We start from the raw sequence: 24,452 nt of genomic DNA on the forward strand, positions 1-24,452 counted from the left end.
CCCGGGGCGTGATGTACGTCATCCCGGACAAGAGCGCATCCTGCCCAATTGCGGTACGGGATGCGGCATATGACGGTGGCTGTTTTGGACGTGCCCTGGCCTCCGCCATTCCTTTGTGGCGGCGGCTGACGCTATGGTCCCCGTCGGTGGACCGAGACCCCTCGGTCCGTCATGCCCTCGGGGGGAGGGAAGGAACCCAGACGATGCCCGTACCCGTACCGCGGCAGAGAGCGATCCCCGCCGTGGAAGGTGGTCAGGCTCGCGCCGCGTCCTCAACCGGCGGACCGGCTCAGGCCGTGCCCGCACCCGGCGCCCTGCCCGGCCAGGCGCCGCCCTCGACGAGCCGCGACACCTGCGGCGACACCGGCCACGGAGGCGACGCCCACCACGGCGGCCTCCACAACGGCAGTGCCCAGACGGGCACGGCCCCGCTGACGCTGCTCGTGATCGAGGACGACCCGGCCGGCTCGCTGAACGTGCCCGCACTCCTGGACTCGGCCGGCAAGCCCATACGTATCCGTACCGCCCGCAACCTCACCGAGGCCGAGCGGCTGCTGACCGACGACGTCCAGTGCATCCTGCTCGACCTCGCGCTGACGACCGGCGGCCGGACGGCCGCCGACGTCGGTCCGGAGGACGAGCTGGCCACGCTCAAGCACGTGCTGCGGCTCGCGCCGCGGCACGCCGTCCTCGCGCTCACCGCGTCCGAGGACGCCGAGCACGGCGCCGAGGCGGTGCGCGTCGGCGCCCAGGACTACCTCTTCCGCGACGAGCTGGACAGCCGGCTGCTGAGCCGGGCGATCCGGTACGCGGTGGAGCGCAAGCGTTCCGACACGGCCGAGCGACGGCTCACCGAGTCCAAGCTGCGCGCCCAGGAGAACGCGCGTCTTGAGCGCGGTCTGCTGCCCACGCCCCTCCTTGAGGGCTCCTCGCTGCGGTTCGCCGCGCGCTACCGGCCCGGCCGCTCGCGCGCGCTGCTCGGCGGTGACTTCTACGACACCGTCCGCACCCCCGACGGCACCGTGCACGCCATGATCGGCGACGTCTGCGGTCACGGCCCCGACGAGGCCGCGCTCGGCGTGGAGCTCCGGATCGCCTGGCGCGCGCTGACACTGGCGGGCCTGTGCGGCGACGAGCTGCTCTCCACGCTCCAGCAGGTCCTGGAGCACGAGCGCGACAACGACGAGATCTTCGCGACGCTCTGCACGGTGGACATCGCGCCGGACGGCCGCCGAGCGGGTCTGTGCCTGGCCGGTCACCCGGCCCCGCTGATCTCCCGCCCCGCCCGCTCGCGCGCCGCCATCGGCGCGGACGGTGCCGGGGAGCCGGCTCCTCCCGTCGCCGAGCTGCTGCCGTACGAGAACGGCGGCCCGGCGCTGGGTCTGCTGCCGAACGCCCGCTGGCCGCGCCAGCAGGTGGAGCTGGGCGGCGAGTGGAGTCTGATGCTCTACACGGACGGCCTGATCGAGGGCCGCACCGGCGAGGGCCGGGAGCGGCTCGGCCAGGACGGGATGGTGGACATGGTCCGCCGCCAGTTGGCGCAGGGGCTGCGGGGCGAGGAGCTGCTGCGGGCCGCTGTGAACGAGGTGCGGGACCTCAATGGCGGAGAGCTGACGGACGACGTGGCTGTGCTGTTGCTGGACCGAGTGGCTTAGCCGCGCGCTCCGCCGGGTGCCGCCGTTCAGTGTCTGCGGGCCGTCCTCAGCTGGTCACGTCAGGACCTGCGGGCCGTCCGTGGCTGGTCGCGCAGTTCCCCGCGCCCTGAAGGGGCGCGCCGGCGTACGGGCGGCTTGAAGGGGACGGGCAGGGGCTCAGCGGCCGCCGTTGTACGGGCCGTACGGGCCGTCGCTGCTGCTTCCGCCTCGGCGGCCGCCTCCGCCGCCCGAGACCTGCCTGAGCGCGGGCCGGACGTCGACGAAGAAGACGATCGTGGCGATGAGGCCGGCGATCTGCAGGAAGACCATCGGGACCAGCAGATTCACGGCCACCGTGACGCCCAGGATGATCAGCCAGAACATCTTGCTCTGCTTGTTCGCGGCGCGGTACGCGTCGTCGCGCGCCAGGCCCGCCATCACCAGCGCCACCACCGCGAGCACCAGCATGCCGAGGAAGATCAGCGACATGAAGCCGCCGAACGCGGTCAACAGCACTTGGCCCACCTACCCGATTCGAGTCCTCGTCCCTACGCGGTCACCGTACCCGCAGAACGGGTCGGGGACTCCGATAGTGCCCGGAGTCCCCGACCCGTTCTCGTAACACCCTGTCGCCGTTGCTCCGGCGGCGCCGCGCCTACTTCGCGGGCGGCGTGGTCTTCTTCGCGGTGGTCTTGCGGGCCGCCGGGGCCTTCTTCGCCGCGGGCTTCTTCGCCGGGGCGGGCTCGGCCTTGGCCTCGGCGGGCTTCTCGGCCTTGACCTCGACCGGCTCCGGCTTCGGCTCGACGGCCACGGCCAGTTCCTCGATCTCCTCGGCGGCCTCGCCGCGCCAGGTCTTCACGGTCTGCTCGCCGCGCTCGGCGACCTTCTCGTACGTCTCGCGCGCCTTCACGGCGTACTCGGCGGCCACGCCGACACCGCGGAGGGCGAAGTCCTGAGCCGTCTCACCGATCTTCTTCAGGTCGGTGTCCAGGGTGCCGATGAACTCGTTCACCTTGGTCTGAATGGTCTCCTGCGCCTCCTTGGCGCGTGCGGTGGCCTTCTCCTGGACCTCGTTCGGGTCGATGCCGCGTACGGCGTCGATGCGAGCGGGCGCCTCGGCACGAAGCTGCTCGACGATGCCGGGCACCTTCTTGGCCTGCTGAATGGCCAGATCGGCGGTGCCGGCGGCGAAGTAGAGCGGGGTCGGGTCGCTGAAGGTCTTGCGCAGGTCGTCGGTGATGGCCATGGCGATGGTCCTCCCGGAATCGCTAGTGCTTGAAGCGTGAGGGTTTTGTGGTGCGGTACTCCGCCGCCGGCCGGGCCGTTCCATGCCGTGCCCGGCCGTGCCGTACTGGCCACGCCGCGCTCGTCATGACGTGCCCGGTCAGCTCGCGGAGGACTGCTGGTCGTGAGGGTCGTTCTTGTCCTGCGGATCCTGCGGGTCGTACGGGTCCTGCGGGTCGTACAGGTCGTGCGGGTCCTTCGTTCCGGCATCGCTGCCGTCGGCCGTGCGGGCCCTGTCAACGACGGTGTCCGGGCCATCCGTCACGTCCGTTACGCCGACCGTGCCGGTCGCGTCCGGTGCGTCTGCCGCACCGGGGACGCCCAGAGCCTCCTCGACCGCCTTGATCCCGACCTCGATCTCGAACCCGTTCTCCTTGCGGAAGGACTCGTAGATCTGGAGCAGCACCTGCTTCTGCCGCTCGTTGAGCGTCGGGTCGGCGAGGATGACGGCACGCGTCTCCACCTCGTCCCGGTCCCGCTCGGCGTCGAGGATCCCGGCACGGACGTACAGCGTCTCGGCGGAGATCCGCAGGGCCTTGGCGACCTGCTGCAACACCTCCGCGCTCGGCTTGCGCAGCCCGCGCTCGATCTGGCTCAGATACGGATTGGACACCCCGGCGGCTTCGGCGAGCTGCCGCAGGGACAGCTGCGCGTTGCGCCGCTGTTCACGCAGATACTCACCGAGATTGCCGACGTTGAGCGATGCCATGCCCCCACCCTGCACCACGCCCGCTAACTATTGCAAGCACATGCTTGCAAAAGTGCGCCACGCCACTCGCGGCTCTTCCTTTGACCCTCACCTTGGGGCAGCCCACAGCATCGGTGGGGCCGGGTGCCGTGCTTGGCGTGAGGAGGAGTGATCGGCATGCGCTTCGAGTTGTACCGGTTCCGCTCTCAGGAGCTCATCCGTGAGGCCGACGAATACCGACTCGCCCAGCAGGTCAGGAAAGCCAGGCCGGCTCCCCGAGCCGTGGCAGTCCCCGCGTCGCGGCCGATGCCGCGGCGCCTGCCAGCTTGGCTCCGCGGGTGAAGGTCTCGGGCCGCAGTTGGCCGAGGCAGGACGCCAAAGAAAGTGCCGGCCGGCACTTCCGTCGGGAGTGTCGGCCGGCACGGTCGCCGGAGGCGGGGTACGACCCCCGCGTCCGGTCAGCGGGTGGCGAGGAGTTCGAGCGTGTCGATCACGCGGTTCGAGAAGCCCCACTCGTTGTCGTACCAGGCGACCACCTTGACGTGGCGGCCCTCGACGCGGGTGAGGGCCGAGTCGAAGATCGACGAGGCGGGATTGCCCACGATGTCGGACGACACCAGCGCGTCCTCCGAGTACTCGAGAACCCCGGCGAGCGGCCCCTCCGCCGCGGCGCGGTAAGCGGCCAGCACGTCGTCACGCGTCACGTCACGGGCGACGGTCGTGTTGAGTTCGACGATCGAGCCCACCGGGACCGGTACGCGGATCGAGTCGCCCGACAGCTTGCCGTCGAGGTTCGGCAGCACCACACCTATCGCCTTGGCGGCGCCGGTCGTGGTCGGCACGATGTTGACTCCGGCGGCCCGGGCACGACGGGCGTCGCGGTGCGGACCGTCCTGGAGGTTCTGCTCCTGCGTGTAGGCGTGCACCGTCGTCATGAACCCGTGCTCGATACCGGCGAGTTCGTCGAGGACCGCGGCCAGCGGCGCGAGCGCGTTGGTCGTGCAGGAGGCGTTCGAGACGATCGTGTGCAGGGCCGGGTCGTACGCGTCGGTGTTGACCCCGAACGCGAGCGTGACGTCGGCGCCGTCCGACGGCGCGCTGACGAGCACCTTGCGCGCGCCCGCGTCGAGGTGCGCCTGGGCGGCCTTGGCCGAGGTGAAGCGGCCGGTGGCTTCCAGGACGATGTCCACGCCGAGTTCGGCCCACGGCAGCTGCGCCGGTTCGCGCTCGGCCAGCACCTTGATCCGACGGCCGTCGACGACGAGGACGTCCCCGTCGACGGTCACCGGCCGCCCGAGCCGGCCGGCCGTGCTGTCGAAGTCGAGCAGCCGGGCGAGAGTGGCGGGCTCCGTCAGGTCGTTGACGGCGACGACCTCCAGGGCGCTGTCGCGCTCCAGCAGTGCGCGCAGCACATTGCGTCCGATGCGGCCGAATCCGTTGATGGCGATGCGAGTCATGAGTGATGTCCCTTCCCTTCGCCACCAGGCTCGCTCGCGGCCGACGCCCCTGACAGTGGCGGGATCGCCATGGTTCAAAAGGATCCCGCCACACCCGCCCACGCCCTCTGCACGATGCTCGGCGGGTCACTCGCCCCGCGTGAAGGTGCGCCGGTACTCGCTCGGTGTCGTGCCGAGGATGCGCTGGAAGTGCAGGCGCAGGTTCGCGCCGGTGCCGAGCCCGATGTCGGCGGCGATCTGTTCGACGCTGCGCTGCGAGAGTTCGAGCAGTTCGCGGGCCAGGTCGATGCGGGCGCGCATCACCCACTGCATCGGCGTGTAGCCGGTCTCCTCGACGAAGCGCCGGGAGAACGTGCGCGGCGAGACGCCCGCCTGCCGCGCCAGCGTGTCGAGCGTGAGGGGCTCGCCGAGCCGGTGCAGCGCCCACTCGCGAGTGACGGCGAACCGCTCCCCGAGCGGCTCGGGGACGCTGCGCGGCACGTACTGGGCCTGGCCGCCGCTGCGGTAGGGGGCCGCGACCAGCCGCCGGGCCGCGTGGTTGGACGCGGCCACCCCGAGGTCGCCGCGCAGGATGTGCAGGCACAGGTCGATGCCGGAGGCTGCGCCGGCCGAGGTGAGAACGCTGCCCTCGTCGACGAACAGCACGTTCTCGTCGACCCGGACGAGCGGATGCCTGGCCGCGAGTGCCCGCGTGTAGTGCCAGTGGGTCGTGGCGCGCCTGCCGTCGAGCAGACCCGTGGTGGCGAGCGCGAAGGCGCCCGTCGAGATGGCGGCGAGCCGCGCGCCCCGGCCGTGGGCGGCGATCAGCGCGTCGACGACGGCCCGCGGCGGGTCGTCGCGGTCCGGGAACCGGTAGCCGGGTACGAAGACGATGTCGGCCCACGCGAGCGCGTCGAGGCCGTGGGCCACGGAGTACGCGAGGCCGTCGCCGCCGGTCACGAGACCGGGTGTCGCCCCGCACACCCGCACCTCGTACGGCATGCTCGCGCGGGTCGTGAACACCTGCGCGGGAATTCCGACATCGAGCGGCTTCGCACCCTCCAGCACAAGGACGGCGACGCGATGCAGGCGGGGTGCGGGCACAGGAAGAGGTTACGTGGGCAGGTGGGGCGTGCCTTCGACGCGCCCCACCGCTCGGACGGGGCGGGTGCCCGCCACGACCGGAGCGGATTCAGGCCGGGTCAGGAGCCCGGGGGCGGTGAAGTCCACCTCGGCCGCGGGCAGGACACGGATGCCGCGCGCCGGAAAGCCGATGTGCCGGCAGATGGCGTTGTGGTGCGCGACGGCACGATCGGAGGCGACGAACCCGTCCACGTCCGGGCGGGCGGAGGTGGTGTGCCCGTCGGCGACGAGCACGAGGTCGTACCCGCGGCTGAGTGCCTGCCGTGCCGTCGTGTCCACGCAGAACTCGGTGGCGAACCCGGTCACGACCACCTCGGTGACGCCGAGTTCCGTGAGCAACGGGCCCAGGTCGCTGTCCAGGAAGGCGTCGGCGGTGCCCTTCCTGACGACCTTCTCGCCCTCACCAGGGGCCAGTTCGGGCACGATCCGCCACGCTTCCGTGCCGGGCTCCAGCCCAGGACCGTCGTGCTGGACCGTGATGAGGGGCACGCCGGCGCCACGGGCACGTTCCTGGAGCAGGGCGATCGTGGCGACGGTCTCCTTCGGCCGGTGGGAGATGGCCACGGCGGCGTTCTGCATGTCGAGGACGAGGAGCGCGGGTGTATGCGGCATGAGGGCACCGTATTGGGGCGCGGATGGCTGGGGCGACGGTTTTCACCGGAGGGCCGACACCGCTTTCATCGGAGGGCCGACACCCTCGACACTGTTCCGGCAGAGGCCGCCGAAGCCGTACCGGAATTCCACTGTGCCGTTCCCTCGGTCCGCCGCGCGGCGATAGCGTCGGATCCCATGATCGTATGGCTCAACGGCACCCATGGCGCGGGCAAGACGACGACCAGTGCACTCGTGCAGCGGCTGATCCCGGACTCGCGGGTGTTCGACGCCGAGAAGGTCGGCGAGACACTCATGGACATCGCGCCGGCGCTGCCCGGGCCCGGGACGGACAACTTCCAGCACTGGCCGCCGTGGCGTCCGCTCGTGGTCGAGACCGCCCGCCGCGTACTGGACTACGCGGGCGGCACTCTGGTGATGCCCATGACCGTCCTGGTCGAGCAGTACTGGCGCGAGATCAGTACGGGCCTCGCCCAACACGCCATTCCGGTACGGCACTTCGTCCTCCACGCCGACCAGGACACCCTCCGCGGACGTATCGCGGGCGACACCGTTCTCGGCCCCGACTCCCCGTTCCGTCTCCACTACCTCGAGCCCTACGCCGAGGCGGCCCGCACCTGGCTGCACGCCGAGGCCGAGGTCGTCGACACCACGCACCTCACGCCCGCCGAGGCCGCCCTGCAGATCGCTGAAGCCGTCAAGGGCAACGACAGTTAGCCCCCATTTCCGCCCCAGACCAGCAGGTCGTCGGGTATGCGAGCACCGGCTTCGACACGGGCTCGACGACCTCGCTGGCGATTTCAGGACAACGATCCCGGCGGCGGTCGCCGCGTCCCCGGCGGGGCGCCCCGAGCAACTGCGCGGAAGTCCGGCTGCCCCGCCCTGGCGGAAAAGCACGGGGCACACCAGCCGCCTGGGGAACCATGAGGCATGCGCCCAGATGACTGGCACCTCACCGAAGACGTCGACGAATTTCTCGCCCGGGCCGGGGACTTCCTGCGCTCGCGGCCCGGCCCGCACGTCATGCAGCTGACGTGGGCCGAGAGAGTGCGAAAGCGCGGGGCGGACTCGTTCGGCACCGAAGCCCCCGTCTTCGGTGTGCTGGAGCGAGCGGGCGAGGTCAGTGGCACCTTCTACCGCCTCCCGCCCCGCGCTCTGAGCCTGTCCTCGCTCACGCCCGAACAGGCGGACTCCCTCGCCGCCCGCCTGGCCGCCCTCGGGCACTTTCCTTCCCGCGTCAGCGCGGACCACGGCACCGCCACCGCTTTCGCCGAGGCCTGGCAGCGGCACACCGGCGCGACCCCGAAACTCCACGCCACGCAGGTCCGTCTGTACGGCCTCGGCACGCTCACCCCACCGGATCCGCTACCGGCCGGCCGGGGTCGTGTCCTGGGCGAGCAGGACCTTGACGAGGCCATTTTCTGGTGCGGCGAGTTCTCCAAGGCCGTCGGCGAAGACGTCACCGTCAACGCCGACACCTGGGCCGAAACCCGCTACGCCGACAAGCGCTACACGCTCTGGGAGACCCCTGACGGCACCCCCGTCTCCGTCGCGGGCATGAACCCGCTGATCGGCGGCCAGATCCAGGTGGACGTCGTCTACACCCCGGCCCATCTGCGCGGTCACGGCTACGCGGCTGCCGTGTCGGCGGAGGTGAGCCGGGCCGCGCTGGCCGCGGGTGCCAAGGACGTCGTCCTGTTCGCTGACGTGGCCAACCCCACCAGCAACGCCCTCTACCAGCGCCTCGGATATCGCGCGATCACCGACTGGGCCGCGTACGACTTCTCCGCTGCCGGTCAGTAACGGAGAAGCCAAACCCGCCGCCGGTCACTAGCGTGATGAGCATGGATCTCAAGCTTGCACAGTGCTTCATCGCCGTCGACGACCACGACAAGGCACTCGCCTTCTACCGCGATGTGCTCGGTCTCGAAGTGCGCAACGACGTCGGATTCGAGGGGATGCGCTGGGTGACCGTCGGCTCGCCCTCGCAGCCGGACGTGGAGATCGTCCTGGAGCCGCCGCTCGCGGACCCGAACGCCACGCCCGCCGACCGGCAGGCGGTCGCCGAGCTCATGGCCAAGGGCCTCCTGCGCGGCGTCATCTTCCGGACCGACGACTGCGACGCCCTGTTCGAGCGGATCCGCGCCGCGGGCGGCGACGTGCTGCAGGAACCGATGGACCAGCCGTACGGAGTACGCGACTGCGCCTTCCGCGACCCGGCGGGGAACCTCCTGCGGTTCCTCCAGCCCCGCAAGAAGTAGCGCGGCACGCGACGAGTGGCTCGGCGACCGCAGGGGAAGCGGTCGCCGAGCCACTGCCTGCTGCTCGCTACCAGATGATGACCCCGCCACCGATGCCCAACGCCCGTCGAGCCGCGTTCACGATGTTGTCCAGGCGGCGGCTCACGTCGTCGGCGTGCTCGGCGTGGGACTTCCGCGACCCCGTCCCCGCATCCGTCCCCGCCTCCGCCGTCATGTGATCGGCGATCCGCGCCAGATGCGTACGGAGCAGATCGCACTCGGCGAGGAAGTCGGACACCTCGTCCGGCGCCACCGTCAGGTCCTCGGTGGCCAGCCGCGGGAAGAACCGCGCGCCGAGCGAACGGACCGGCTCCGACCCCCACACCTCCGTACGCCACCGCTCCCAGCCGGCCACGTCGGAGGACTCGGGCGGAACGTCCAGCACCTCGATGCCGCCCTCCGCTCTGGGCACGTACACATCGACCGACAGACTCATGGCAGGGAGTCGACCACGGACGGGCCCCGCCGGTCCACCACGCCCGGGCCAAACGCCCGCCCCCTCCACGGACGGGTGAGGCGTCAACGGCCTCTGGAGTCGGCGTCCTTGTTATTCGGACGAGCCCTGAACAAGGACCGAAAACACGCATTGCCCAGCCGCGCCCATTCCATTAACCTTTCCTCCGTGACTGCCGGGTCGGCCTTGGGCCAACAGCGAGTAGGGTTCCCGGCCTCCGAGTGAGGCCCGGGCGGGCCAGAGGGCCGCCCTTTCTGATTCAAGCGCGCCGAGCGCTCGTACGGAGTTTCCTGTACGAGTGCCATGCCGCGCCGCACGCGCGACGCCACGCCACGCCAGATCACAACCTCCGCGTGCCGTTCCGCATACCGCATACCGCATACCTCGTACCGCGTACCGCGTGCCACCACGTATCCGCACGTCTCCCTGCCGGTGCCGCCGCAGGTGCATGCCCAGCAGACGTCTGCCCTGTCGACGTCCGCCGGGTGCGCATCAGCCCTGCCGGCGTTCGCCCTGCCGGGAATTCGCGCGCCTTCATCTCGTCATCACCGCACCGCCACCACGGGCGTACCCGAATTCGCCCCGTGGCGATTCCACATGTCCCGATCCAGTAATCACAGAGAAGAAAGAAGAGAATGCCCAACGATTTCAACCAGCAGGTCATCGAAGAGTTCCGCGCCAACGCGGGCCAGGTCGGCGGCTATTTCGAAGGAGCCCGGCTGATCCTGCTGACCACCACAGGAGCGCGCTCGGGCAAGCGGCACACGACCCCGCTCGCCTACTACCCCGACGGCGGCGCGAGCGTGCTGGTCATCGCCTCGGCCGCCGGCGCCCCGCAGCACCCCGACTGGTTCAGCAACCTCCTCAATCACCCCCAAGTCACCGTGGAGACAGGGGTGTTCACGTACGAGGCGACGGCGGAGCCGCTGGCGGGCGCCGAACGGGACAAGGCCTTCGCCCGTCTGGTCGAAGCCGAACCGGGCTGGGCGGACTACCAGGCGAAGACCACGCGGGTGATCCCGGTGGTCGCCCTCCACGAGATCCCCGTCGACGGCCCGCCGAACGTGAACGCCTCCTCGACGGGCCAGGGACTCAAGGTCATCCATGACGCGTTCCGCCGTGAACTCGCCCTGATACGAAAGGAGTTCACCACCGCCGGGCCCACCCTCGGTGCCCAGCTCCGCGTCAACTGTCTGACCCTCTGCGCGGGCCTGCACAACCACCACACCGGCGAGGAACTCGGCATCTTCCCGTTCCTGGCCGGCAGCCGCCCCGAACTCGCCCCCGCCCTGGACCGCCTGCGCGAGGAACACGAGCGCATCGCCTCCCTGACCGCGGAGTTGAAGCGGATCATCGGCGACGACTCCGCGGATCCCCAGCACGCACGCCGGGAGGTCGAACGCCTCACCGCCGAGCTGGAGACCCATCTGGCGTACGAGGAGGAGCAGTTGATCCCCGCACTCGACGCACCACCGACGGAGCCGTCCCGGTAGCTCGGCCTGTACGCCAACCGGCGGGGAGATCGGCGGGGGCAACCGGTGCGCGGCCGACTGGCCCGCCCGGGAGGGGAGACGCGGGCCACAACGGGGGGCGTCCAGCCGCTCACCGGCAAGATCACACCAGCCACGGCCGTGTCGGTCGGGGGCGGGTGGAGCGGCGGCGGGCCGGTCAGTCGGTGCTGTAGTCCGGACGCCGGCGGGGGAGGTCCTGATGGAGGCGTCGGGGGCCGTGGGGGTGCCCGGGAGCCGGATGCGGGGATCCACTAGGTCCCGTCTGCCTGGCCGGCTGCCCGTCCAACGGGTCGCGGACGGCCTGCCACGCCATCCAAGCCTGCGGGCGAGACTCTCACTCGAACGGCAACGGCCGCGCATGCACCACGTCCAGCCGTGACACGGCCCGCGTGAGCACGACGTACAGCCGATGCAGCCCTCGGGTCTCCCCCTCCGCGATCGCCGCCGGCTCCACGGCGACGACATGGTCGTACTCCAGGCCCTTCGCGAGCCCCGCCGCCAACACCGTGACGCGCGCGCCGAGTTGGTCGACCCCGGCCGCCTCGATACCGGCGCCGCCGAGCGCCTCCCGCACCCGTACGACGTCCGAGTCGGCCGTGATGACGCCCACCGACCCCTCGTACGAGAGGGCGCGTCGCACGGCCTCGACGGTCTCGCCGAGTACGTCGTCCGTGTGGAGCATCCTCAACTCGCCGTCCCTGCGCAGGGATTGGCCCGGAGGAACTCCGACGTCCAGCCTCGCCAGTACCCGGTTGGCCAGTTCGACCACCGCCTGAGGGACCCGGAAGCCGGTGGTCAGCGGCACGACCACCGCCTCCGGTCTGCCCAGGTGACTGAGGAGTTCGCCCCATTCCCGGGCAGCCCACGGTGTGGTCCCCTGTGCGAGATCGCCGAGTACGGTGAGCGACCCGTAGACCGCCCGCCGGCCGATCGCCCGGCACTCCATCGGGGACAGGTCCTGCGCCTCGTCGATCACCAAGTGCCCATAACTTTCCGGGTGCTCGATCAGACCGGCGACCTCGTCGAGGAGGACGTGATCGGCCGCCGACCATCGCGCGGACTTCCACGACCGGGGCGGCCGCGCCCAGAGCAGCGCCTTCTGCTCATCCGCGTCCAGCACCCCGTCCGCCGCCGCGGCCAACACGGCCGGATCGGCGAGCAGTTCGGCGACGACCTCCTCCGGCCGCGCCTTGGGCCACACGGCGTCGACGTACGTGCCGACGGGCCGCGCCCGCGAGATCTTCTGCACCCAGGCGCTGGACTGGGGCCCGGCACGCCGTTCGGCCCGCTCCCGCACGTACCGCACGATCCGCGTCCGGACCCGCTCGCGCCCGACGGCGTACGGCAGTTCCTCGGCCCGTACGCCCGCCACGATCCGCGCGAGTGCCTCACCGGGCACCCGCCACCGGTACGAACCGTCCGGCACCGCAAGGCCGTTGACCCCCTCGCCTCCTTCCGAGCCGACCCTGACGTAGAGGGCTCGCCGCAGCACCTCCGCCATACGGGCATCGTGCTTGACGACCGCGGCGGCCTCGCCGTCCTCACCCGTGACCGGGTGCCGCCCGATCTCCTCCCCGACCGTGGACTGCCGTACGCCGGTCTCACCGAGGGCGGGCAGCACCTCCGAGATGTAGGAGAGGAAGGTGCGGTTCGGCCCCAGGATCAGCAGTCCGCCGCGCTGGACGCGCTGCGGGAACGTGTAGAGCAGATACGCGGCCCGGTGCAGCCCGACGGCCGTCTTCCCGGTGCCGGGCGCGCCCTGCACACAGACGGAGACGGTGAGGTCCGCCCGTACGAGTTCGTCCTGGTCGGGCTGGATGGTGGCGGCGATGTCGCGCATGGGGCCGACTCGGGGCCGCTCGATCTCGTTCGCGAGGATGCGGCTGCCGCCCGGCGGCGCCGGGAGGGACCCCTCTGGGTGGCGCCCGTCCGGGAGGTGTCCGGCCCCGAGGTGCCCTTCCGCGAGCGGCTCGACCTCCAGGGGCTCGTCCTCCAGACCCGTGAGGTCGGCCGAGTCGCCGCGGCTTCCCGGCGCCCAGCCGAACCGCCGCCGCACCCGCACACCCTGTGGATCGCGGGCGCTCGCCTGGTAGAAGGCGCGCGACACGGGAGCCCGCCAGTCCACGACGAGGGGCGGCGCGGAGGGGTGCTCGGTGATCCTCCGCCGCCCGACGTGGTAGCTCTGCCCGGCGTGATCACCGGCGCCGCCACGCTCACCCCCGAAGTCCAACCGCCCGAAGAACAAAGGCCCTTCGGGCAGCTCCCGCATCTCCTTGGCCCGACTGCGGAGCCGATACCCGAGCACTTCGGCGTCGGCACCGGACGCGGACACGTCCTCTCCGGTGAAGACATGTTCCTGAGCACCGTCGACCATCGCGGCGAGGGCGGCGCGGCAGGTGTCGTGGTAGGCGCGTTCCTTGGTGAGGGAGGTGATGAGAAGGGGGTCGGGTGGCGTCATTCGAGCAAGGATAACCGAATAACGTAACCGAGTTAAAGTTTTTACCTAGTCACGGAATGGCCACTGCTCGACGCCTGCGCGGCGTCACACACAGCGGGGCAGCCCGGCCTCAAGCCGAGCGAACGCGCCCTCCGCCGCGACGACGGCATCCCGCCGCACCTCCGCGACCGGCTCGCCGTCCGCGATCCGCCGCCAGTTCTCCTGCGCGAGGATCCGCTGCACGGCGATGATCTGCCCGGCGGCGAGCCGGGCATCGAGGCCACCGCCGAGCGCCTCGGCGAGGGCGTCCTCGGACCGCTCCAGATACTCGTACAGCCGCGCGACCAGCGATGGCGTCCCGTAGAGCAGCCGGTGAAAGGCGAGGATGCGCGGGTCCCCGTTGACCCCGGTGATCGGGTCGCTCCGCTCGATCCCCGCCAGGAACTGCCGCCGCAGCGCGTCGACGGCGGACTCCCCCGACGCCCGCGCGGCGACCACCCGCGCGGCCTCGTCCTCGTGATCGGCGAACCGGTGCAGAACCAGGTCCTCCTTCGACGAGAAGTACCGAAAGAGGGTCGGCTTCGAGATCTGGGCGGCGGCGGCCACCTCCGCGACGGAGACCCGCTCGAACCCCTTCTGCAGGAAGAGCGCGATGGCGACGTTCGAAACATCCTGGTACATGCGCATTTTCTTGCGCTCACGCAACCCCATGCCACCCACCGCACCCGCCTCACGCGGCGCACCCACGGCGCTCGCCCCACTCACCGCACGCGTGACGCCGGTCGCACCCGCGGCACCCCTCGCACCCGTCTCGCCCATGCCCCGAGCCTACGCACTTTCCGGACTCCCGCCCTCCCCTTGAACACCACTTCCTCGGCCCCTTGGCCAGTTCCGGCCCCTATTGCCGACCCCTCGTACCGGCTCCTCTTACCGGCCCCTCTTGACCTCAACCGAACTTGAGGTCAAAGAGTGGGCGCTCCATCCCCTCCCTTTTGGAGATTCCCGTGCGAGCAGCCCAGGTGACACGGTTCGGCGACCCGTCGGTCCTGACCACGACCGACCTCCCGGACCCGGTCCCCGCCCCCGGCGAGGTAATGATCGACGTCGCGTACGCGGACACGATCTTCGTGGAGACGCAGATACGGTCCGGCTGGGGCGGCGAATACTTCCCGGTGACCCCTCCATACGTCCCCGGGGGCGGCGTCTCGGGAGTAGTGAGCGCCCTGGGCCCGGACGTCCCCGCGGAGTGGCTGGGCCGCCGGGTCACTTCGTTCGTGACGGGCGCGTACGCGAACCGAGCCGTGGCGGCGGCCTCGGCCCTGACGGTCGTACCGGACGCCTTGGATCTACTCCAGGCGGCGGCCCTGGTCCACGACGGAGTGACATCGACGGGCCTCCTGGAACTCACCGCGGTGACCGAGACGGACCGGGTCCTGATCCTGGGCGCCTCGGGCGGCATGGGCACCCTCCTGGTCCAGCTGGCCCATGCGCGGGGTGCCCGGGTGGTGGGCGTGGCCCGAGGAGAGGCGAAGCTCGCCCTCGTACGGGACCTCGGCGCGGACGCGGTCGTCGACGCGACGTCCCCCGACTGGCCGGCCCTGGCCCGCCACACCCTCGGCGGCTCCGACGGCGCGGCGGACGTGGTCCTGGACGGGGTGGGCGGCGAACTCGGCGCGAGGGCCTTCCCCTTGACGGCCAACGGCGGCCGCTTCTCGGCCCACGGCGCCCCGACCGGCGGCTTCGCCCCTCTGAACCCGACGGAGGCCAAGCACCGCGACATCACGCTCTTCGGCATCGCGGACGTCCAGTTCAGCCCGTCCGACCTCACCCGCCTGACCGCCTATGCCCTCGGGGAGGCCGCGGCGGGGCGGTTGCGGGCGGTTATTGGGGAGGTGTTCTCGCTGGAGGGGGCGGGGGAGGCACATCGGGCCGTCGAGGGGCGGGAGTTGCTGGGGAAGGTGGTGCTGAAGTGCTGAACCGGCACCACTTCCCAAGCGCCCGCTCGATGTCGGCCACATCCGGGACGTCATCGAGTCCCAACGGTCCGGCCGCGGCCTTCAATGCCTTGCGGACCACGGCTGTCGATCGCGCCAGCTCCCGGCGACCGGGGCGGTCGGGGTGGCCGGTCAGCGACTGTGCAGCGCGCACCACGTCCGGATAGACGGACTGCGCACGCTCGAACTCGATGTAGTGCCGCAGATCCCGTGCCACGCCGTCGACCGAGTCTGGGTTCGTGCGTCGAAGTGCCCGGCACCAGCCGTCGATCACCCGCTCCCGCTGCGGCTTCGGGTACCGCATCCGCACTAGGTGAATGGCAAGGTCGTGCAGCGGGTCGCCGTATGTTGCGAGTTCCCAGTCGACACAGACCAGGGGCGGTGCACCGGAACGGGTCACGATCACGTTGTCCCGGTGGAGATCCGCGTGCAGCAGAGCGAACGGTCGCCGGGTCATGGCGGGCAGGCGATCGGCGAACCGTCGCATCGCGTCCTCGGGGACGCCCAGCGCGACGAACAGCTGCCCGAACACATGCCAATTGGGCTCACGCACCTGGTGGTCCACCTGTGCCGTCAGCAGCCGCAGGAACCCTCGGCTGTCCCGGTCGTCGGAGGACCAGTCCGCGGGCAGCGGCGGCAGTGCCTCCCGGCCGACCTGCGCCATCCGCGCCAGCAGGCCGGCCAACTCCTCGACGAAATCGCCGGGCACTGCTGTGCCGTCCGGGTGCAGTGCGGAGAGTGGAACTCCATCCACATAGCTGTGGATGGAGGCCTCGCGGCCGACGGCCAGGCAGCGCGGCACCTGGTGCGGCAACACCCTGCCGACGGCATCCAGGACTTCCCCTTCTCGCGGCCAGGTGCGCACGACCACCGGCAGTGCCTCCGGCCTGCGGATCCGCACCGTCACGGGCGTGCCGACCTCGCACTCCACATGCCGAGCCAGCCCCTCCGTCAGCGGCAGCACGAAGTTCTGGTTGTGATGCCCACGGAGCCTGACACCGGCGCGTATCGCGTGTCGTACGAACTCGTCGCGGGCGTCCGCGAGAGCGTGATCGTCGGGTTCGACCAAGGACATGGACGTCTCCTGATCAGGGTTGGGGCGATTTACGCGCTCTGTCGCCCCAACGCAGGAGTGCCGCCTCGATCTCCAACAGGCTCGGCCGGGACGTCAGTCCCAGCGGCTCGGCCGCCGCCCAGAGCACGTCCCACACCTTCCAGCTCGCCTCGCGGAGCCGCCGACGGTCGAACCTCCCTGTGACGCCGAGGGACTGTGTCTCACGGATGACGTCCGTGAAGAGGGACTGCGCCTTCTTGTAGGCGAGCAGCCTCGGCAGATCCTCGACCCAGCCTTCGGAACTCCCTTCTCTGACCTCTTCGGCAATCGCACACCACCGCTGGATGATCTCCCGCTCCTGCTGAACCGGATACCGCATCAGGTGGAGATGGGTTGCGAGGTCGTAGAGAGGATCGCCGAGCATCGCCAATTCCCAGTCGATGGCCCAGACTTTCCCCGCCGAATCGAGGATGAAGTTCTCGCGGTGCAGATCCCCGTGCAGGAGGCAGAACGGCCTCTCCTTCAGCCCAGCCACATGCTTTCTGAGATACCCGAAGGAGTCGGGACCAAGTCCGAGATCGGCGAACAACCCTCCGTATCCCGACAGGTTCCGCTCGTACACACGCTTCTGAGTGAAAAGGATGAGCCGTTCGAGGAATCCCGCGCTGTCCCCCTCATCGGCCCGATCCATCGGCTCACATTTTCGCTTCACGAGCAGGGCGCCCGAAGTAACAGCGATCATCTGGCGGAACAGTTCGAGGATCTGCTCGGACACCGCCCCGGACACGGCTTCGCCGGACGGATGCCGCTCCCCCAGTGTGACGCCCTCGATGAATCGCTGCAGGTCCACGCCCTCCACCGGAGCGACCTCGGGAATGACGTCGATGCGTCGCTGCAGATGGTAGAGAAGTTCGTACTCCGACCTGAAGCAACGCCTGTCGAACCACAGCAGCCTCTCGCGGGGCTCGCGGATCTTCCAGCGCCCCGTGAAGCCGGCCCCCGCCTCGGCCGACAACGAGAACGCATATGTTTCATGGTGGTACCCACACAGGGGCCCTTCGACCGCGTCCGAGTGATCACTCAGATCACTGGCACGCCGTCGCGTCGTGGACGGTTCGGGTGACATTGCCCCGTTCTTTCTGGGACCAACCGATGATGGGTGGGGGCAACGTACTACCCCAACGAGTCATGCCGGGTCGGAATCGTTTCGTCCAGTCGCGCTTCAGATCTTCGACGAGCGGATGGACTCACCCGTACGGGGACACTCCACACACCACACCCACCACGACACATTGGCGACAACAGGTCCCCTTGCACGACAGAGCGGACGGGCTTCTCCTCTCCCCTCGGGCGCGTAGCAATTGAGTTCGACAAAGAGAGCGTCACCCCTGTTGGTTGACGCCACTCCGAACAATCCGCAGAACCGATTCGAGTGACGTCACCACTGTCTTGGCTCCTGCAGATCTGAGCTCCTCCTCCTTTTCGGCGTTACGCGCGTAGCCGAGGAATGGAACATCGGCCCGCTCAGCAGCTTCGTAGTCCGAAGGAGCGTCGCCGATCATGAGAGTGGAGTGCGGGGCGGCGCCGAGAGCGTTCATGGCCCGGTTGAGGCAGTGCGGGTCCGGCTTGAGGTGGTGCAGGTCCTGGGTGCGGCCGTAGATGTTGGGCGCGAAGCAGCCGGCGAGGCCTCGGCTCTCCAAGTAAGTGGCCGCGGTGCGAGGTGAGTTGTTGGTTGCCACGGCCAACCGCGCGCCCACCGCGCTCCAAGTGCGTATCAGCGGATCCGCGAACTCCGTGGGCCAGGCGGAGGGGACCGCCTTGAGTTCCTGCTGGGTGAGGCGTTCCTCCAGTTCGACCACCAGATCGCTGTGGGGATGGCGGCGGTTGACCGCGTACAGGACCGCCATCGGGTCGGGGTGGACACGCTCCTCCTCGGTCAGCAGCCCGCGGAGGCCCTGGCGTTCGAGCCACTCCACCAGATCCTTGGCCACGTCCTCCGCCGAGTGCCCCGCGAACAACCGACAAACCGGCCCGTCGAAGTCGAAGAGGACGAAGCGGGCGGGCTTGATCACTTCCTGGAGGTTCGCTGTCTCTGCTGCCACCGGACCAGTCTGCTTCGTATCAGGAGTCACTAGGAGAGTGTCAGGTCCGTCGTGATGGTTTCCCAGAGGGCGTTGAACCACTTTTGGGACTGCTCGACGAAGGCGGCGTCGCGTTGGCCTGCCCTTTGCTCGAAGGAGAACAAGAGGGATGTGGAGCCCAGGGTGTCGTACATGTCGAGGGTGCCGCTGTCGCCGGCCTCCTCGCGCCTCGTGATCATGTAGTACGCGATCAGCGCCTCGACGCCGTTGAGCAGGTACAGCTTCACCGGCGGGGTGAACGGCAGGGCCCGGAAGGTCACGTTGACGTCGATGCCGTGGGACGAACGCAGCGCCTTGAGGTTGTGGCGCAGGACGTGGCCCTGGGCGTTGCGCATCTCCAACCAGCGCTGGTGGACCGGGTCCTGGGTTCCCTGCGCGTCGACGGAGACGGGGAAGGCGAGGTTGATGTCACGGGAGGGCAGGAGGATGCGGACGTCGATCGACTCCGGGCGGAGCCTGCCCTCGTGGATCAGGCGGACCGGCTCACCGAGGGCCAGCATCAGGGTCTCGGCGGTGAGGCACGCGGCATCCACCCGGACGTGCGGCACGGCGAACGCCTCGACCAACTGCGGTGCCAACCCGACCATCGTCGGCTGAGGTTCGTCCCGCGCGGGGGTCACGTCCGCGATACGCGGGGGGCTGCCCTTGCTGACGTTGCTGAGCCGGCCCTCGTCCTGGAGTGCCCGCAGGGCCTGGCGGATCGTGCCGCGCTCCACGCCGAACTCCTCGGCCAACTCGGCCTGGGTGGGCAGGCGGTCGCCGGAGCGCAGGTCACCCGCGCGGATGCGGTCCCGCAGGATGTCGGCGATCTCCTGCGGCGAGAGCTTTCTGCTGCCGTTCACTGCCACGTTCTCCTGGGTCACGACCAAACGCTACAACTCCGCTCCATCTTAGGGGAGTTGTTTGGAAGTTGTTTTGAAGTAGGGACCAACTGGGGATAACTTAGTCAGAGTTGGCAACCAACTCAACGAAGATGGCGGAAGGTTTGCCTCCTCTCGCAAGTAGTTGGCACATGGGAAGGCTCCGCGCCTCTCCAGCATCGTCCCGCACCACCGGCACCACAAAGACCCGAAGGAGGATCCACCATGCCCGTCATAGCCTTCCTCTCCGCCGTCTTCGTCGTCACCTTCGAGCAGCTCGTCCAGTGGCGGTACGGTCCCAGCGGTGTCGTGGGGCTGCTGCTGCTCACCATCGGCATCAAGGCGAAGAGCCCGACCTGCAGCTCGATCGGTGCCGTCGTCCTCGCCCTCATGGTCTCGGGGCCCGCCCTGTGACCCGTACGAACTGCACGCACTTCTCGAACTGCAGGAACTGCAGGAACTGCAGGAACTGCGAGGACGAAGACCCAACCGAAGATCAGGTACCCATCCGTGGGAGACCTCAGCCCGTGAGCACAAGCTCCGAGCTGATGGTCTCCCACAGTGCGTTGAACCACAGATGGGACTGCTCGACGAAGGTCGTGTCCCGCAGGCCGTCGCCCTGTTCGAAGGGGAACAGCATGGACTGGGTCCCCTCCGCGTCGTACATCTCCAGGTACTCGTGGTCGATCTCCTCGCCGCGCCGCGTCAGCGTGTAGTACGCGAAGAGCGCCTCCGCGCCGTTGAGCAGGTAGAGCTTCACGGGCGGGGTGAACGGCAGGGCGCGGAAGGTGATGTGTACGTCGATGCCGTGCGTGGCCCGTAACGCCAGCAGGTTGTGCTTGAGGACCTGGCCCTGCGCGTTGCGGTGGGCCAGCCAGCGGCGCTGCAGCCGGTCGTCGACCTTGTCGTCCACCGGTGCCGGGAAGGCGAGGTCGATGTCGCTGGACGGCAGGAGCACCCGGACGTCGATCCTGGCTGGTTTTATTCGGCCCTCGTGGATGAGACGCAGCGGCTCACCCATCGCGAGAGTGAGGGAGACCGCCGTCAGACACAGGGCGTCGATCTCCACGTGAGGGGCCGAGAAGGCCGCAGTGATCCGCGACGCGAGCGCCACCATGGTGGGCTGCGGCGGGGCTCCGGGCCCGGTCAGAGCCGGTCCCACGTCCTGCGCGACGGTCGCCGGGCTCCCTTTGGACACGTTGGACAGCAGGTGTTCCGACTGGAGGATGCGCAGCGCCTGGCGTACGGCCCCGCGCTCGACACCGAACTCGTCGGCCAACTGGGCCTGTGTGGGCATGCGCTGGCCGGGCCGCAGCTCACCGGACCTGATCCGGGTGCGCAGCTCGTCGGCCACCTCGCGGTGTGACCGCTGTGGCTGTTGTGACCTCTTCCGCCCATTGACGGCGACGCGTTCCGGGTCCACAACCAAACACTACAACTTCGCGCCATCTTTGGGCAGTTATTGAGAAGGTGGTTATGAGACGCGTCCAAGCGGAGATAACTTCAGTGAAGTTGGTTGCCAACTTGAGTAACATGGTCAAGCTTCCCAGGGGTTGGCCGCCAGAGTCGCAACAGTCGACCAGGTGGACGGTCCCAGCGGGGGTCCGCCTCCCCGTCCCGAAGGAGGGACCGCATGCCGCTCATCGCCATCATCGTCGCCGCCCTCGCCATCGGTTTCGAGCAGTTGATCCAGGTGAAGTTCGGGGCGATGGGCGTCATCGCCTTCGTCGCCCTCGCCGTCGGAATCAAGGCCAAGAACTCCATGATCGGCGGCCTCGGGGCCGTCATCCTCGTGATGCTGCTCGCCCAGTCCGGCTGATCGGACGCCACCGTCCGGCAGTCCGGCCGACCGTGCTCCCTTCCGGAGGGGAGCCGGGAGCCCGGTCGGTCCGCACCATCGCGGTTCGCTCCAGGATCCGCGGAACAACAACTGAACAGCTACGGATCACAACTGAACAGCCAAGAACAAACGGAGGAGAAGCCGCGGACGCGGACCACCGATACGGAACGGAGCACCGGGAAACAGGGAATCAGAAGATGTCCGGGCACCACGGTCGCCTGGACGTTCGCAGCAGGGCGTCGGCCAAGGAGGCGGCGCCCGCTCGTTTTTCCCGCACCCGCCCCAGCGCCGCGAGCCGCACCGCGGACTCGTCCCCTAGCCACAGCGACCCCAACTCGCCGACATCCAGCGTGAGTTCAACGTCCTCCGTGGTCCGCGCACAACTCGCGCCCGCCTCCGAGGCGTCCAGCCGGTACCGGCCCCCGCACAGCCCTCCCCGGTCGACGACCTCCAGGACGAGCGTCCCCGTCGCCCCGTACGTACGCGCCTCCAGGGCCGCCACCACATCCAGGACCCGCACCCACAGCAGGTCGGCCTGCGTCAGGATGCGTGCCGCGCGCGGATCCGGCAGCAGATGCGGCAGCAGGTCGTCCGGCGCCCGCCACCCCGTCCTGACCTTCGTGACCCAGTCGACCGAGCACACGTACCGCCACAGGGCGCGCTCCGCGGCCGGCGTGACCGCGATCATGTCCTTGACCTTCGCGGTCTCCAGCGGCTGCTTCACGTCCCCCCAGTGGTCGTCCACGGTGTACGTGAGCAGCCCCTCGACCTCTCCCCCCGCGTTGCGGTACACGGCGTGGAAGGGCTCGGTCCACGAGGCCGGGTCGAGCACCAGCGCGCCCGTACGGACCTGCCACCACCGCTCGTCGCGGTCCACCACGCCCGGCTGCACCCGCCTGAGCCGCTCGTGGAGCTCCGGGCCGGTCTTCCGTACGTCGTCGCCGTCCACGAGGTCGATACGGCCGCCGTCGTCCGGGCCCGACCAGCGGGGGTCGAGCCCCGCCCTCGGCACGTCGATCGTCCACTCGGCGGCCGTCGTGGCCGCGCCGAATCCGTACCGGCCGTAGATCGGGTACTCCGCGGCGATCAGCGTCGCCACGGTGTCGCCCCGCTCCTTCGCGGCCGCCAGGTCCTTGGCCATCATCCGGGTGAGGATGCCTCGGCGGCGGTGGGTCGCGGTGACCGTCACGTTCGAGATCGCGTCGGCCGCCACGGGGGAGCCCCCCACGGCTGTGATCTGCTGCGGGAACGATCGGAACGTGCCTACGCATCTGGTGCCGTCGAATGCGCCCAGTGTCCGGGCGGGGACGATGTAGGTGCTGCGGTCCTTGACGTCTGCGTCCGAGACGGTCGGGGGGAGCTGGAATCCCGTGTGCAGTGCGCGGGTCCACTCTCGGGTCTCGTCCTCGCGGATGGGGCGTATGTCGATGTCCTGGCGGGGGCTCATGTGGCCACGCTAGGCAGACGTGGTGGGGGGTGTCGCGCCGTTTTCCTCTCCCCCAGCCCCACCCCTTCCCGAAACCGGGCTCCGCCCCGGACCCCGGGGGGCCAGGACCGTGCATGGGTGCGGGCCGCCTCGGGCTGATCGCGCAGTTCCCCGCGCCCCTAAAAGCACCGGTGGCCGAGGCCGGTTCGCCGCGTGACGGTCCGTCCTGGTTGCTCGCGCGGTTCCCCGCGCCCCTGCGGGGGCGCGGGGAACCGCGCGACCAGCCACAACGCACCCGCACCCAGCAACGTCGACGTCACATCAGCAAGTCGTCCACCTGTGCCTCGCCCTCGCGATAGCGGCGGGCGATCTCCGCACTGCAGTCGTCAGCCGTCCGCTGCAACTCCTGCCGCCGCAGGGAAACCTGCTGCTCGTACCGCACGAGCCGCCCCATCGCCGCGTTCAGCTCCAGATCCGTACGCGCATCGAGGTCGGACAGCTCGACCTCGGCGAGCATGTCCGAGGCCAGCCGCCGGAACTCCTCGCTGTGGGGCGTACCCACAGTCACGTGCCGCGCGGACGACCGCTGCCGGGCCGGCGCATCCGTGAGGATCTCCGACAGCCGCTCGACGACGGACGCGGAAGCCGCGATCCGCGCCTCGCGCCCCCGCCGCGGCGCACCCCGCCGCCCCAACTCGGCCCGCAGGATGTCGATCCGCCCCTGCAGCAGCCGCCGCACGTAGCTCAGATCGGCCTCGTCCCGCTGCGCGTCCCTCCGCAGGGTGCGCAGTTCGGGCAGCCGAAGGACGCCCAGTCCGGGCTCGGGCGCCGGCTCAGGCATGGGGCTGTCCGTACGCTGGGTGGGCGGACGCGCCGCGACCGGGCGCGCTGACGACGACGGCGAAGACTGCGGCAGGGACGCCTCTGGCGACGGCGACTGCGATGACGGCGGCTCCCCCCGAATCAGCGATACGACCCCGGGTGACTGCCCCGTACTCGGTGTGCTCATGTGCCTCAACCGTCCCCTCGACCGGCGCGTGTGAGCATCGTGCCACCCCAAGTGGCCGCTATGTGACCGAGTGCCCCCGATCGGCCCCAGATGGGGGGGTAAGGATCAATAAGAAAGCCCCCGTACGGAGTCGGCACCAAGGCCGGCATCAAGGCCGGCACCGACGTCAATCCGACGCACGGCATGATGGTCCTTATGCGTGCGGTGGTGCAGAGAGTGGACGGGGCGAGCGTCGTCGTCGAGGGTGAGACCGTCGGGGAGATCAGCGGCGAGGGCCTGTGCGTCCTGGTCGGGGTGACCCACGAGGACACCAAGGAGAAGGCGGCCCAACTGGCCCGCAAACTCTGGTCGATCCGCATGCTGGCCGGCGAGAGGTCGTGCTCGGACATCGACGCCCCGCTGCTCGTCATCAGCCAGTTCACGCTCTACGGAGACGCCCGCAAGGGCCGCCGCCCCACCTGGAACGCGGCCGCCCCCGGCGACGTCGCGGAGCCCCTCGTGGACGAGGTCGTGGCCCAGCTCCGTTCGCTGGGAGCGACGGTGGCGACGGGCCGCTTCGGAGCGCAGATGCGCGTCTCACTGACGAACGACGGCCCGTTCACCGTCCTGCTGGAGATGTAACCGCCGGG

25 protein-coding genes are annotated in these 24,452 nt (G+C 69.8%); 9 read left to right on the plus strand and 16 right to left on the minus strand.

Annotated features, from left to right (window positions below):
- Positions 1-203 precede the first annotated feature (203 nt).
- A complete protein-coding gene (locus tag QF035_RS24570) occupies positions 204-1,655 on the plus strand; it encodes a PP2C family protein-serine/threonine phosphatase (protein ID WP_307522717.1) in 1,452 nt (483 codons plus the stop codon).
- A 156-nt stretch (positions 1,656-1,811) separates the two neighbouring features.
- Here QF035_RS24570 and QF035_RS24575 read toward each other — a convergent pair whose 3' ends face one another.
- The 6 genes from QF035_RS24575 to QF035_RS24600 all read right to left on the minus strand — a co-directional run bounded on the left by QF035_RS24575 (position 1,812) and on the right by QF035_RS24600 (position 6,797).
- Entirely contained in the window at positions 1,812-2,150 is a 339-nt protein-coding gene (locus tag QF035_RS24575) for a DUF2516 family protein (protein ID WP_269648677.1), read from the minus strand.
- A 139-nt stretch (positions 2,151-2,289) separates the two neighbouring features.
- Positions 2,290-2,880, minus strand: a complete 591-nt coding sequence (locus QF035_RS24580; protein WP_307522718.1) for a hypothetical protein — start codon at positions 2,878-2,880, stop codon at positions 2,290-2,292.
- A gap of 138 nt (positions 2,881-3,018) precedes the next feature.
- On the minus strand, positions 3,019-3,627 hold the full coding sequence (locus QF035_RS24585; RefSeq protein ID WP_307522719.1) for a helix-turn-helix domain-containing protein: 609 nt from the start codon (positions 3,625-3,627) through the stop codon (positions 3,019-3,021).
- A 437-nt stretch (positions 3,628-4,064) separates the two neighbouring features.
- Positions 4,065-5,063, minus strand: coding sequence for a type I glyceraldehyde-3-phosphate dehydrogenase (gene gap / locus QF035_RS24590; RefSeq protein ID WP_307522720.1), 999 nt, complete (start codon positions 5,061-5,063; stop codon positions 4,065-4,067).
- 126 nt (positions 5,064-5,189) lie between these two features.
- Positions 5,190-6,146 carry a GlxA family transcriptional regulator gene (locus QF035_RS24595; protein ID WP_307522721.1) on the minus strand — a complete coding sequence of 319 codons (957 nt, stop codon included), beginning with the start codon at positions 6,144-6,146 and terminating at the stop codon, positions 5,190-5,192.
- 9 nt (positions 6,147-6,155) lie between these two features.
- Complete coding sequence (locus QF035_RS24600) at positions 6,156-6,797, minus strand: isochorismatase family protein (protein WP_307522722.1); 642 nt, start codon at positions 6,795-6,797, stop codon at positions 6,156-6,158.
- A 177-nt stretch (positions 6,798-6,974) separates the two neighbouring features.
- Between QF035_RS24600 and QF035_RS24605 the strand changes: the two genes are divergently transcribed.
- The 3 genes from QF035_RS24605 to QF035_RS24615 all read left to right on the plus strand — a co-directional run bounded on the left by QF035_RS24605 (position 6,975) and on the right by QF035_RS24615 (position 9,058).
- On the plus strand, positions 6,975-7,514 hold the full coding sequence (locus QF035_RS24605) for an ATP-binding protein (protein WP_307522723.1): 540 nt from the start codon (positions 6,975-6,977) through the stop codon (positions 7,512-7,514).
- Between the two features lie 213 nt (positions 7,515-7,727).
- On the plus strand, positions 7,728-8,600 hold the full coding sequence (locus QF035_RS24610) for a GNAT family N-acetyltransferase (protein WP_307522724.1): 873 nt from the start codon (positions 7,728-7,730) through the stop codon (positions 8,598-8,600).
- Positions 8,601-8,641: 41 nt separating this feature from the next.
- The gene (locus tag QF035_RS24615) at positions 8,642-9,058 is read left to right on the plus strand and encodes a VOC family protein (RefSeq protein WP_189836762.1); all 417 of its coding nucleotides are present in this window, start codon (positions 8,642-8,644) and stop codon (positions 9,056-9,058) included.
- A gap of 67 nt (positions 9,059-9,125) precedes the next feature.
- Here QF035_RS24615 and QF035_RS24620 read toward each other — a convergent pair whose 3' ends face one another.
- Positions 9,126-9,533, minus strand: a complete 408-nt coding sequence (locus QF035_RS24620; RefSeq protein WP_307522725.1) for a hypothetical protein — start codon at positions 9,531-9,533, stop codon at positions 9,126-9,128.
- Between the two features lie 653 nt (positions 9,534-10,186).
- Between QF035_RS24620 and QF035_RS24625 the strand changes: the two genes are divergently transcribed.
- Entirely contained in the window at positions 10,187-11,044 is an 858-nt protein-coding gene (locus QF035_RS24625) for a nitroreductase/quinone reductase family protein (RefSeq protein WP_307522727.1), read from the plus strand.
- A gap of 352 nt (positions 11,045-11,396) precedes the next feature.
- Here QF035_RS24625 and QF035_RS24630 read toward each other — a convergent pair whose 3' ends face one another.
- Positions 11,397-13,520 carry a HelD family protein gene (locus tag QF035_RS24630; RefSeq protein WP_307522729.1) on the minus strand — a complete coding sequence of 708 codons (2,124 nt, stop codon included), beginning with the start codon at positions 13,518-13,520 and terminating at the stop codon, positions 11,397-11,399.
- A gap of 84 nt (positions 13,521-13,604) precedes the next feature.
- Positions 13,605-14,219: a TetR/AcrR family transcriptional regulator gene (locus QF035_RS24635; protein WP_307531393.1), complete on the minus strand. Its 615-nt coding sequence runs from the start codon at positions 14,217-14,219 to the stop codon at positions 13,605-13,607.
- 284 nt (positions 14,220-14,503) lie between these two features.
- Between QF035_RS24635 and QF035_RS24640 the strand changes: the two genes are divergently transcribed.
- Complete coding sequence (locus QF035_RS24640) at positions 14,504-15,475, plus strand: zinc-binding dehydrogenase (RefSeq protein WP_307522731.1); 972 nt, start codon at positions 14,504-14,506, stop codon at positions 15,473-15,475.
- On the opposite strand, the gene QF035_RS24645 is transcribed toward QF035_RS24640, so the two are convergent.
- From QF035_RS24645 to QF035_RS24660, 4 genes are all read right to left on the minus strand, one after another.
- Entirely contained in the window at positions 15,381-16,568 is a 1,188-nt protein-coding gene (locus QF035_RS24645; RefSeq protein ID WP_307522732.1) for a phosphotransferase family protein, read from the minus strand. The genes QF035_RS24640 and QF035_RS24645 overlap by 95 nt on opposite strands.
- A 13-nt stretch (positions 16,569-16,581) precedes the next feature.
- Positions 16,582-17,322: a phosphotransferase family protein gene (locus QF035_RS24650; protein WP_307522733.1), complete on the minus strand. Its 741-nt coding sequence runs from the start codon at positions 17,320-17,322 to the stop codon at positions 16,582-16,584.
- A 607-nt stretch (positions 17,323-17,929) separates the two neighbouring features.
- Positions 17,930-18,679: an HAD family hydrolase gene (locus QF035_RS24655; RefSeq protein ID WP_307522734.1), complete on the minus strand. Its 750-nt coding sequence runs from the start codon at positions 18,677-18,679 to the stop codon at positions 17,930-17,932.
- Entirely contained in the window at positions 18,679-19,557 is an 879-nt protein-coding gene (locus QF035_RS24660; RefSeq protein WP_307522735.1) for a GntR family transcriptional regulator, read from the minus strand. Before QF035_RS24660 ends, QF035_RS24655 begins: the two co-directional genes overlap by 1 nt.
- 216 nt (positions 19,558-19,773) lie before the next feature.
- On the opposite strand from QF035_RS24660, the gene QF035_RS24665 reads away from it, so the two are divergent.
- Positions 19,774-19,962, plus strand: a complete 189-nt coding sequence (locus QF035_RS24665; protein WP_055618439.1) for a hypothetical protein — start codon at positions 19,774-19,776, stop codon at positions 19,960-19,962.
- Between the two features lie 106 nt (positions 19,963-20,068).
- Here QF035_RS24665 and QF035_RS24670 read toward each other — a convergent pair whose 3' ends face one another.
- Positions 20,069-20,977 carry a winged helix-turn-helix domain-containing protein gene (locus tag QF035_RS24670; RefSeq protein ID WP_307522737.1) on the minus strand — a complete coding sequence of 303 codons (909 nt, stop codon included), beginning with the start codon at positions 20,975-20,977 and terminating at the stop codon, positions 20,069-20,071.
- 204 nt (positions 20,978-21,181) lie between these two features.
- Here QF035_RS24670 and QF035_RS24675 point away from each other — a divergent pair, with 204 nt between their 5' ends.
- Entirely contained in the window at positions 21,182-21,367 is a 186-nt protein-coding gene (locus tag QF035_RS24675) for a hypothetical protein (protein ID WP_055618441.1), read from the plus strand.
- Positions 21,368-21,578: 211 nt separating this feature from the next.
- Here the strand turns inward: QF035_RS24675 and QF035_RS24680 are convergent, their stop codons facing one another.
- Both QF035_RS24680 and QF035_RS24685 read right to left on the minus strand, forming a co-directional pair.
- Positions 21,579-22,835, minus strand: a complete 1,257-nt coding sequence (locus QF035_RS24680; RefSeq protein WP_307522739.1) for a GNAT family N-acetyltransferase — start codon at positions 22,833-22,835, stop codon at positions 21,579-21,581.
- 295 nt (positions 22,836-23,130) lie between these two features.
- Complete coding sequence (locus QF035_RS24685) at positions 23,131-23,823, minus strand: RsiG family protein (RefSeq protein WP_373466713.1); 693 nt, start codon at positions 23,821-23,823, stop codon at positions 23,131-23,133.
- Between the two features lie 195 nt (positions 23,824-24,018).
- Between QF035_RS24685 and dtd the strand changes: the two genes are divergently transcribed.
- Positions 24,019-24,444, plus strand: a complete 426-nt coding sequence (dtd, locus tag QF035_RS24690; RefSeq protein ID WP_307522741.1) for a D-aminoacyl-tRNA deacylase — start codon at positions 24,019-24,021, stop codon at positions 24,442-24,444.
- Positions 24,445-24,452: the final 8 nt, after the last annotated feature.

The sequence above is a fragment of the Streptomyces umbrinus genome (assembly GCF_030817415.1).
In the GTDB taxonomy this organism is placed as follows: domain Bacteria; phylum Actinomycetota; class Actinomycetes; order Streptomycetales; family Streptomycetaceae; genus Streptomyces; species Streptomyces umbrinus_A.